Genomic DNA, 9,094 nt, shown 5'->3' on the forward strand with positions numbered 1-9,094 from the left:
GGCGACACGTTGACTGAGATAGTGATGGGACGTTTTGATTCACGATTGAGTCGTTTCGCGTCACGGCATGCTCTGTCTAAGACAAAAGCCCCAACGTCTAATATGGCGTCATTTTTTTCTGCAATATCAATAAACACCAGAGGAGACACGAGACCAAGAGTCGGGCTAAACCAGCGACATAACGCTTCGGCACCGATAATTTCACCACTACGAGAATCCACTTGAGGTTGATAATGCACCTCTAGTTCACCGCGTTTTATTGCTGATTGGAACTCATCTTCGAGCAAGAAGTGATTTCTCAGCTCTTGGCGTATCCTTTCGTCAAAGAAGGTGACAAAACCTTTGCCTTGTTTTTTTGAACGAGTCAAAACGATATCAGCTTTCGACAATAGATCTCTAGGTTGGTCACCATCATTGGGGAACAAAGATACCCCGATAGAAGAGCTCAAATCTAAGGTGATACCGTGAATTAGGAAAGGGTAACTAAGACTAGACTGAATCGAATGGGCGAAGGCCAGTGCTTGCGCTTGGTTATCAATCGCAGGAATACTGAAGACGAACTCATCACCGCCAAAACGGGCGACAATACCATTCTTTTTCACGAGTTTAGAAAAGCGCTTGCCAGCTTGTACCAGTAATTCATCTCCGACTTCATGACCGTATTTATCATTTACTCGCTTAAAGTTGTCGAGATCAACAAACATGACCGCCAGCATTTTTCCTTGCAAGCGACTAAAGGCAATACCCTTTTGGGTTCTGGCTTCAAGCAAAATACGATTGGGTAGATGGGTCAGAACATCATGCTGAGCTTGATGGCGTAATTGTTCTTTACCTTTTTCTACTAGGGCAAAGTCTTTCTCTATTCTACGTTGGAATTGATTAAATCGACGGCCTAAATAGTTGCTTAGCAGCATCGATAATAAAATGAGTGCGAGAGCCAGTGACAAGCATAGAATCAACACTTTGATCTGCTCATTTTCATTTTGCTCACGCATTTGTGCTAACTGTTCAGCAATATTTTGGTGAATATCTTTGATATAAACACCAGTCCCAATCAGCCAATTCCATTGATGATCGAATTTAATATAGCTGACCTTATCCATATTGGCTTCGCCGCTTGGATGATAAGGCGCTTTATATTCAATATAGCCTTGATTGGAGTGTGTCGATTGCATCAAGGTGTGCGCCTGTTCAGCAATACTGGTTAGATTTGCCCCTATTAATGTGTCGTTTTTGTGGGCTAACACTTCCCCTTGTTTGCTAAGAACGAAAAGATAGCCGTTACCATCAAAACGATAATTGGAAATAGAGTCTAGTAGCGCCTGCTTAACTTTTTGCTCGGTATCTTCTATGTACTCACCAGAGCCAATGACCCACCCATACGGTTCAAATAAACGACCATAGCCAATCTTTTCATATTCTTGGTTCTGGTGTGGTTTTTTGAACCACCAACGGTAGTAGCCATCGGTTCTGTTAGGTATGGCGAGTTTATTGAGAAAGTTTTCGATGTAAGGAACACCATGAGAGTCCTGAAAAGCTATGCCTTGTTTGCCTTCCTCTTCAGGCATCGTGGCATGCATAACAAAAAGACCGTCAGTTTGGAAAATAAAGAAGTAACCCTGTCCATCGTTATAACGGATATTGCGTATCGCTTCTGCGATTAGGTTTTTTACTTCTTGCTCCGGTTTGCCTTTATTTTCGTTATAAATAGCAAAAGCAATTTGATGGGCAATGTCAACATGGCTTTTCACGTTTGCTTTAAGGGCAGAAATGATTTGTTGGCGCTCGTAGCGAATTTGGTCGTAGGTACTCTCTACACGCTGAGCAATGGTTTCTTTTTGCTTGAGTAAATTATTGGTAATGAGGTTTTGTTCTAATTGTGATGATCTTTTTTTATTGTCATTGACGACAAGGCCCAATAGCAAAGTAATAAATAACACAATAAGCGCAAAAGGGACGGTTTTAATTGTATAAAGTAGTTTTTTATCCGTAAGCGCATTCATTGCAGTGGTCACTCCTGTTGAACTTTATGTATCATTAGCACTATCAATGAATAAGCGAGTCGCATATGTAAAAATATTTTAGTAAGTTTTCATAGATTGAGTGAGCTTGCTATAAGCCAAAGAGAATAACGTTACGCATGTCACGCTTATAAATGGTGAATTGCGATCGCAAGCAATAGCTCTATATTGGTTTGGATGTGAGACGAAATGCTAAATTTATTTTGTTTTGAAAAGCAAATCTTGCCTATATTGGTGAAAAGCAGATTTATATTTAATTGTTGGCTGTTTTTGTGGTTGATTTTTCTTACCAATCACAAAAAAAGAGTTAATTATGGACTTTGTTTTATAGAACAATCTTTTCTTATGGTATCAGTAGATAGGTTTTGTTGTGGGAGCGAAATTTGTCAGTCTATCTAGCGCTAGATTTTGGTGGAAGTTCAGTGAAATGTGCCATTTTGGATCACAACGCGTCTAAATTGGAACAGTTTAGTATCCCGAGTCGTGTGGGTAGTTTCGACCGTTGGTTTGAACAGTTTGATTTCTATTTTCATCGTTACCTAAGGGAATATCCATTGAGTGGCATCGCGATTAGTGCGTGTGGCGTAGTGGATGTCGAAACGGGGTATATCCATGGTCAAAGCGCGTTATCGTATCTACACGGAGTGAACGTAAAGCAATTATTCGTTGAACGATATCAATTGCCGGTTGAACTAGAAAATGACGCTTGTTGTGCTGCGTTAGCCGAACAATGGCAAGGAGCAGGGCAAAACTCTGAACATTTTTGTTTAGTGGTTATTGGCTCTGGTATCGGTGGTGCGATAGTGACGAATGGTGCTATTCAAAAAGGCCATCACTTGCATGGTGGTGAATTTGGCTATGCAATTATGAATTTTGCGCATGGACAACCACAAATTCTGTCCCATCTCGCGTCAACTCATGCTCTTGTTACGCAAGTTGCGAGGGCATTGGATATTCCACGCAATACTCTGAATGGCATTAAAGTCTTTGAACTGTATGACCAAGGTGATGAAGTTGTCCACGAGGTTGTCGCTCACTGGATAAATTATTTAGCAACAGGGTTATTTAACCTGCATTACACCGTTGATCCTGAATTCATTGTATTGGGCGGCGCGATCAGTCAAAGGCGCGATCTCGTGACACTAGTCAATCAAAAATTTGAAGAGTTCATTGAGGCAATGCCGTATTGCCATGTGAGACCTAAACTGTTGGCTTCTCGATTTGGTAATGACGCAAATTTGATTGGAGCATTAGTTCATTTTTTACGTCGACAAGGGATAAGTAAGGGATAAGTTTGATTAGGTAATTAATTTATTGAATTATTTATGGGGGTTGGCGAAAAACAACAATCAAAAAAGCCGACGTGAATGTCGGCTCTTTATTAGTTTGTTGCTTCTTTCACACGAATTTTGCTCTTCGCTACTTCTTTTAGGTTGAGCTTATTGAGCGCTTGATTCGCCTCTTCGTCATTTGGCATTTCTACAAAGGCAAATCCCTTTGATTGGCCTGATACTTGGTCTAGCACCAAAGTACATTCGCGTACTTCACCAAATTCGGCAAACAGTTTACGAATATCTTGTTCAGTAGTCACACGTGCGAGGTTACGAACGAGTAATTTCATATTAAATCATAATTTATGAGGAAGGTGCTTTGATTGTACAGGCTAGCGGTCAAAAACCAAGATAAAACCCATACAATACGTCCTTTTCCCATCAACGACATGGCCTAGTGGTTAGATTGTCGTTTACTTGGCCGTTGACGAGCAAAATTGTGCTTGGTAAACCATCACGATAAGATCTCTTCATGAGGCTTATAAATAGTGACACGATTTCTGCCATCTCTTTTGGATTGGTAGAGTGCGTGATCTGCGCATCTATAAGCTTCACTAAAAATATCGTTGCGAAGAGTGACACCACCAACTGAAATCGTGACTTCAATATTGGAAATAGGCTTGTGCGCGACATGTTGTCGAATGAGTTCAGCTTTGTCATAAAGCATATCATCGCTCATTGCTTTAAATAGAATGATAAACTCTTCGCCGCCCCAGCGTATGGCCGCGTCAGTACTGCGAATTTGGCTGGCAATACGACGTGCTACTGCACTGATTACTTCATCCCCTTTTTTATGGCCATGAGTGTCGTTAATGACCTTGAAAAATCGATATCGATGATAAGCATTGAAAAGTTGTTGGCTTTTTTCAGGCGTGGTTCATAGAAATCACGGCGATAAAACCCGGTCATTTTATCGCGCTTAATGCGCAGTTGTCGGCCTCTAAAATAGACCATCAACAAATGAGAGCAAAAGGCAATGAACAGTGATGGAATCAAGGTGCGCTTGATAATATCCAATGCGTTTAATCCAACCACCATCGGACCTGCGTCCGTACATGGGATCTCAATTGGTTGATGATAGGTTACGATGCCACCTTTGGTATTGACTACCGTCCCATTTGCTTGGTTGAACTGTTTTACAATAAGGTCAACAAAGCTGTTTTTGAGATCGATTGCGAGTAGGGCATTAAGCTTTTGTTCATTGTAGACAGGATAATAAACGGTTCTGATCCATTGATCGGTCCCTTCCTCTTTATACGGTTCTGATAGTTTGATGTTGCAGCCGTAAAACTGATTAAAGGTATTCTCTAATTTTTCCAGTTTTACAATCCGTTTCATAACATCATCAGATTGGTATGTGCCATACCGATCTTCATATTCTTTACGTAGAGGAGAAAAGTGTCCGTAGTTGGCAGGATGCTCGAAGATCGCTATCGTCCAAATATTCCCTTGAGTAATAGGCTCTAATTGTGAACGAAGTTTGTTGATGCCGTGAGAGAGCACTTTAACATCACCGCTTTTACTGACCATGATTTTAACGCCGTTATTCTCATGAATGCCTTTAGTCAGTTCTACCGTTGCAGTATTGTTGTAGTACTGAGCGAAACGGCGGCTAACGGAATAAATTTGATTGAAATCAGTGATGACAGATTTGGATAGTTGCTTGAGTTGAACGGCGTTGTAAATCGCATACGATGCACTAACAATAATGGTAGTAACCAGAAATAGTTTGGCAACAGGAAGAATGTGATAGTGATATGCGTGAGATAAGCTCTTATACATTAGCGTTCATAGTCAAGAATAGAGGCAGCAGTTTAGTGGCTGATACCATTTGTTCAAGTATACATTTTAATTGATACGACAACTAAAGTTTATTCTTTTGATAAGCAAGGGTAAAAGCATCATATCGTGACGAATTTAATCAATTGTATAGTGATCATTTTCTTTTTTAGGGAGGCGAGTGCTTTGCAAGCTGTTCGTGACATTTAAATTTATTGCTGACAGGAAAAGGACAATGATTTAGTCGGAATGCAAAAAAGCCCACGTAAAGTGGGCTTTTTGGTTGTTCCTAAGAACGAATTTGGTGCCCGCTACTGGACTCGAACCAGTGACACCTTGCATGTCATGCAAGTACTCTAACCAACTGAGCTAAGCGGGCAGGATATAATGTTCAACGTCGACTTCGATTAAAATCAGAAGTGGTGCCCGCTACTGGACTCGAACCAGTGACACCTTGCATGTCATGCAAGTACTCTAACCAACTGAGCTAAGCGGGCATTCCTGTGGAACGAGATGGATATTACCCACAGTCTTCGGGCTGTGCAAGGGTAATTTTGAGTAAATTGAACTGTTTGGCGGAGTTATGTGCAGATTGGTTGAGTTTTATTCTTGCGTGGAGAAAAATTGTGCGCTGCCTCACGCAGTCATCTGCATGAGCCATAGCAAAAGATTTATCGGTGACGGTTAATCGTTTGAAATTATTCGATATGAGTCACCGATATCACTGTCCACGACCGTTAAACATCACCACCAAGGTGTTTAAGATGATGCTCGCGTCCATTAAAAACCACGATTTGGTGGAATGCAGTGATAATGCGTAGCTGTGGTCGTAGCCAACTTTACGTCTCACATCGTCGATACACGTATCGTAACCTTGGTTTACTTGCGCTAAACCTGTAATCCCTGGCATTACGCCATAGGTACGGTCAGCAAAGTAGGGAATAGCGGTCTCTAACTCGTTGTAAAATGTTGGGCGCTCAGGGCGAGGGCCAATTAAAGACATCTCGCCTTTGAGTACATTAAACAATTGCGGAATTTCATCGAGTCGCGTTTTTCGCAGAAAACGTCCAATTGGCGTGATCCTAGGATCATTCTTAGTTGCCCAAACGGCGCCTGAGCGGGTTTCCGCATCTTGGTACATAGTACGAAACTTGATGATGTAAAAGAGTTCCATTTGAGCCGGGGTGGATTTCCCCACTCGTAGCTGGCGATAAAAGACCGGGCCTGATGAAGTCAGTTTGATTGCGAGAGCGATAAGTGGCAATGCAGGACTAATGATCAGTAATGCGATACAAGCGCCCAAAAGATCAAATAAACGTTTGGCAATCCAAGTTGGGTAATTTGCGGTGATGTGTGGCATAACAGACTCCTTAAACTCGTTTCCAATAGTCATTTTCAAGGCCCAGTAAGTAACGCAGACCGCCGTAGAAATTGGCAAAATGGCCGGCGACGAAGTAGGCAAGAAACTGACAGTATTTATTCGATAAGCGCTGCGGGAAAATAATGCCCAATACGGCCACGGTATAAAGCAGCAGTTGCGCTATCACCATCAGTGTGAAAACAAAATGTTCAGACAATAATATCGATGAGGCAAGACAGATGATCATCAGATAAGGGGTGAGCAAACGTAAGCCTTTGCCTGATGCAAAAGCGAAAGCAATCGCTCGGTAGCGCGGTAAAAATAGACTGGCGAGATGAATCGCTTGTTGCATGTTGCCCGCAGAAATTCGCAAACGACGCTGAAAATCTTTGGTTGCGTTGGAGGATTCTTGCTCAATGGCCATCATCTTTGGCTCGTAAATAGCGGTAAAACCGTGTCGAACGATTTCCATTGGCAGAATAAAGTCATCGTTAATAGTGTTTTTGTCTAATGGATGAAAGAGTTGGGTACGAAATAGATAAAACGCGCCGTGTGCTCCAATATTAGCGCCAAGGTTCGCTTCTCCTTGTTGAACCAAACTTTGGTAGCGCCAGTACTTTTCTTCGTTGGCATTGACCGAACTTAGTAACTGGTATTGGCTGTTGAGCACGCCGACATTGGGGTGGCTAAAATGATGGTCAGCGAGTAATAGTGCGTCAATTGAAATTAAAGCAGAGACATCACTGAGTGCGGTAATGTCACTTTTTATGGTTGGGATCAGATGATTAATGACCGCCACTTTACCTCGATTTTGTTTGAAATTAATAATCTCAAAATGAGTTTCACTGCAAATGGCTTCCTGAATGGTTTCCTCAGCGATGGCGACCGTTTTATCGCTGCAGCCATCGCAAGCGATGATGATGTTATAACGGTCGCGGGGGTAATCGAGACAGGCAAGGTTACGAATTTTGTCGGCGATCCAATCTTGTTCGTTGAAAGCAGGCACAATAATGGTGATGCTCGCTCTAGCGTGATCGGCTTGCGAGCTTTGATAATGACGAAAAGGTATGTCAGAGCGCTTCTCAGGGCGAGACTTGGCATACCAGCGCAATAACAACGGATAACCAAAGTGATGATAAATGACTAAGCTCACACTCAGGACAAATAGAACAACTAATACGATATTGATCATCTTAACGTACCTCCATCGATAAACGTTGATATGCCGCCACCATCGATTCAATGTCATTATTTTTGAGCACAAATTGGCGAGGACTTAATGGCTTCATTTGCGCTAACGCAGAATAAATTTTTGCAGTCAATGCATGTGGCTGTTCAGCTTGGAAGAGTTGCCCGCTGCAAGGACATATTGTTTCTTCTACCGCACCGACGTGGCTTGCAACTGTGACAATGTCACAAGATTGAGCTTCGAGGGTTGAAAGCGGAAAACCTTCGTGTCGAGAGGGTAAGCAGAATAGATCAAGGGATTGATAGAACCTCGGCATATCATCAACTAAGCCCAGCCAATGAATTCGATTGGAGACGTTTAAGTGTTTAGCCAGTTTTTTGAGGCTATCTGATTGCGATCCATCTCCAGCAATGGCCACGCTGAAATTGCTCGGTAGCATTGCCAGCGCTTTGATGAGCACATCCTGTCCCTTCACATGCTCTAAACGGCCAGCACAGCCAATGATAGTGCCGGAGAGTGGTAAACCGAATTGTTGCCTTGCTAGGCTCTGACTTGCAGGTTTAAAACGTCGGCAGTCAATGCCGTTTTTGATCACTGTGATATCCGCGTATTTGAATCGACGGCTTAACTGACTGCTAACCATCTCTGCATCAGCGACGAGGCGCGGTTTGGCGATAGCAAGAGCCATGCGTTGCAATCGTTCATTGTTTCGATTCGATAGATGCCAGATATCGTGTTCGGTATGAATATGGCATGGAACAGAAGTGAGTTTGCATGCCGCGCCTCCGTACAATAGTGGCCCAATATGATGGGTATGTAGGACGTCCGGTTTTAAAAATTTCAGCAGCCTAGCCAGTCTGATGATGGCTGAAAAGTGAAAGCCACTGGGTTTATTGAGGAAAATAAGATTCCCTTTAAAAGACGCTAATTTAGGCCACTGTTGAATCGCGCGGGGTAAATTTCCCTCTAAGCTAATCACGAGAACACGATGACGCTCATTGGCGAGACGCAACATTTCAAGCACTAAGGTTTCAATACCTCCTGGGGCGAGGTGCTGTACAACATGAACAGTTAGCTTGGCATTGCAATGAGTGCTTAGGTCATGACTCTCAGTGTTGAAAGTGCAGATATCAGAGGAGTCATGGGCGCATTTGTGATTATTTTCCATTGTTATGCCACCTTGATTTATCGAGTTGCTTTAGATTAATAAATTAAGGATTGCATCTTGCGTGCCAATATTATTTGTTATTAAATTCAGTCAATTAGTGCACTTTCATCAGCAAGAAGTCAGGTGGGTTTTATTTTGAGAGTCGTAATGCAATTTTGGGAATCGTGGTGATCACTGAGGCACCAGTGATTTTTTCAATTTGTTCTGCTCTGCGGATTGAGGAATCAAATAATTCGAACAGATAAG

At 42.4% G+C, this 9,094-nt stretch carries 8 protein-coding genes and 2 tRNA genes; 1 reads left to right on the forward strand and 9 read right to left on the reverse strand.

The window, feature by feature from the left end; all coding sequences use genetic code 11:
- A partial coding sequence (locus tag RH85_RS07500; protein WP_006711611.1) for a bifunctional diguanylate cyclase/phosphodiesterase occupies positions 1 to 2,003 on the reverse strand: 2,003 nt, incomplete at its 3' end.
- A 401-nt stretch (positions 2,004 to 2,404) separates the two neighbouring features.
- Between RH85_RS07500 and RH85_RS07505 the strand changes: the two genes are divergently transcribed.
- Positions 2,405 to 3,313, forward strand: coding sequence for an ROK family protein (locus RH85_RS07505; protein ID WP_006711612.1), 909 nt, complete (start codon positions 2,405 to 2,407; stop codon positions 3,311 to 3,313).
- Positions 3,314 to 3,402: 89 nt separating this feature from the next.
- Here the strand turns inward: RH85_RS07505 and RH85_RS07510 are convergent, their stop codons facing one another.
- The 8 genes from RH85_RS07510 to RH85_RS07540 all read right to left on the reverse strand — a co-directional run bounded on the left by RH85_RS07510 (position 3,403) and on the right by RH85_RS07540 (position 8,848).
- The gene (locus RH85_RS07510) at positions 3,403 to 3,642 is read right to left on the reverse strand and encodes an RNA recognition motif domain-containing protein (RefSeq protein ID WP_006711613.1); all 240 of its coding nucleotides are present in this window, start codon (positions 3,640 to 3,642) and stop codon (positions 3,403 to 3,405) included.
- A gap of 164 nt (positions 3,643 to 3,806) precedes the next feature.
- Positions 3,807 to 4,166, reverse strand: coding sequence for a GGDEF domain-containing protein (locus RH85_RS23420; RefSeq protein WP_338131541.1), 360 nt, complete (start codon positions 4,164 to 4,166; stop codon positions 3,807 to 3,809).
- The gene (locus tag RH85_RS07515; protein WP_241210367.1) at positions 4,127 to 5,134 is read right to left on the reverse strand and encodes a GGDEF domain-containing protein; all 1,008 of its coding nucleotides are present in this window, start codon (positions 5,132 to 5,134) and stop codon (positions 4,127 to 4,129) included. The genes RH85_RS23420 and RH85_RS07515 overlap by 40 nt, the downstream gene beginning before the upstream one ends.
- 299 nt (positions 5,135 to 5,433) lie before the next feature.
- Positions 5,434 to 5,510: transfer RNA gene (locus RH85_RS07520), tRNA-Val, on the reverse strand.
- Between the two features lie 41 nt (positions 5,511 to 5,551).
- Positions 5,552 to 5,628 (reverse strand) — tRNA-Val (locus RH85_RS07525).
- A 224-nt stretch (positions 5,629 to 5,852) separates the two neighbouring features.
- Positions 5,853 to 6,491, reverse strand: a complete 639-nt coding sequence (locus RH85_RS07530) for a sugar transferase (RefSeq protein WP_006711614.1) — start codon at positions 6,489 to 6,491, stop codon at positions 5,853 to 5,855.
- 10 nt (positions 6,492 to 6,501) lie between these two features.
- Positions 6,502 to 7,683, reverse strand: coding sequence for a glycosyltransferase family 2 protein (locus RH85_RS07535; RefSeq protein ID WP_006711615.1), 1,182 nt, complete (start codon positions 7,681 to 7,683; stop codon positions 6,502 to 6,504).
- A gap of 1 nt (position 7,684) precedes the next feature.
- Positions 7,685 to 8,848: a glycosyltransferase gene (locus RH85_RS07540; RefSeq protein ID WP_006711616.1), complete on the reverse strand. Its 1,164-nt coding sequence runs from the start codon at positions 8,846 to 8,848 to the stop codon at positions 7,685 to 7,687.
- Between the last annotated feature and the right edge of the window lie 246 nt (positions 8,849 to 9,094).

The organism is Vibrio ichthyoenteri ATCC 700023, assembly GCF_000222605.1.
Classification (GTDB): Bacteria; Pseudomonadota; Gammaproteobacteria; order Enterobacterales; family Vibrionaceae; genus Vibrio; species Vibrio ichthyoenteri.

What these genes read in the sequence shown, in the direction of transcription:
- RH85_RS07530 (WP_006711614.1), bottom strand. Translation starts at nt 6,491, where the DNA reads ATGCCACACATCACCGCAAATTACCCAACTTGGATTGCCAAACGTTTA.
- RH85_RS07535 (WP_006711615.1), bottom strand. Translation starts at nt 7,683, where the DNA reads ATGATCAATATCGTATTAGTTGTTCTATTTGTCCTGAGTGTGAGCTTA.
- RH85_RS07540 (WP_006711616.1), bottom strand. Translation starts at nt 8,848, where the DNA reads ATGGAAAATAATCACAAATGCGCCCATGACTCCTCTGATATCTGCACT.
- RH85_RS07510 (WP_006711613.1), bottom strand. Translation starts at nt 3,642, where the DNA reads ATGAAATTACTCGTTCGTAACCTCGCACGTGTGACTACTGAACAAGAT.
- RH85_RS07515 (WP_241210367.1), bottom strand. Translation starts at nt 5,134, where the DNA reads ATGTATAAGAGCTTATCTCACGCATATCACTATCACATTCTTCCTGTT.